This is a genomic window from Vibrio sp. VP6 (assembly GCF_028823755.1).
GTDB classification, from domain to species: Bacteria; Pseudomonadota; Gammaproteobacteria; order Enterobacterales; family Vibrionaceae; genus Vibrio; species Vibrio parahaemolyticus.
Window position 1 is genome coordinate 1 of the sequence record NZ_JAPEID010000194.1, and the last position, 603, is coordinate 603.

1 protein-coding gene is annotated in these 603 nt (G+C 39.8%); it reads right to left on the reverse strand.

Features of this window, described 5'->3' with window-relative positions:
- Positions 1-173: 173 nt before the first annotated feature.
- The coding region (locus OU793_RS24850; protein ID WP_274647942.1) for a type II toxin-antitoxin system HicB family antitoxin at positions 174-603 on the reverse strand (430 nt) is incomplete at its 5' end.

The window sequence follows — 603 nt, forward strand, 5'->3', positions numbered from 1 at the left end:
GCTTCTGAGCACTCGGATAGGACGCTTCTTACTCACTGCGTGAGCGCGTTCTAGTATTCGTCGCACAGCTCCTCATGAAATTAATAGTTACAACGTCACATTGTACAAATAAAAAAATGGCGAAATGTCATTAACACTTCGCCATTATGTTTGGAACTATTGTACTTTAACCATCACAGCTCATTTCTGGCTGCGATAGCTAAGAAATGACTTCGATCTCGATAGAGATCACTATTCTCTACTTTACGGTCGATCACAGCTAGTAGTGATTCTGGTAGAGAAATATTGACTCTTTGGCTTTTACCACTGTATTTGCTTACGTCAATTTCTATTTGTAACCAAACATCACAAAAACTGTAGCTTTGATCTTCTTTATAAATCAATGCTCCCTGGTCTTCTAGTCCTAACACATCAAAACCATCGGCAAGCATTTCTTCTAAAATGCTTTCTATCGCTTCTGCTGAATGTGCCGCTATCTCTTTACTGCTATCTGATGCGCTATAGCAGGAATAATGCTCATTACAAAGAGCTGGAACGACGATCCCGTAAGAGGAATCTTTATCTTTTGGTGTTTCTACACCCAATGTAAACCACATCGTTACC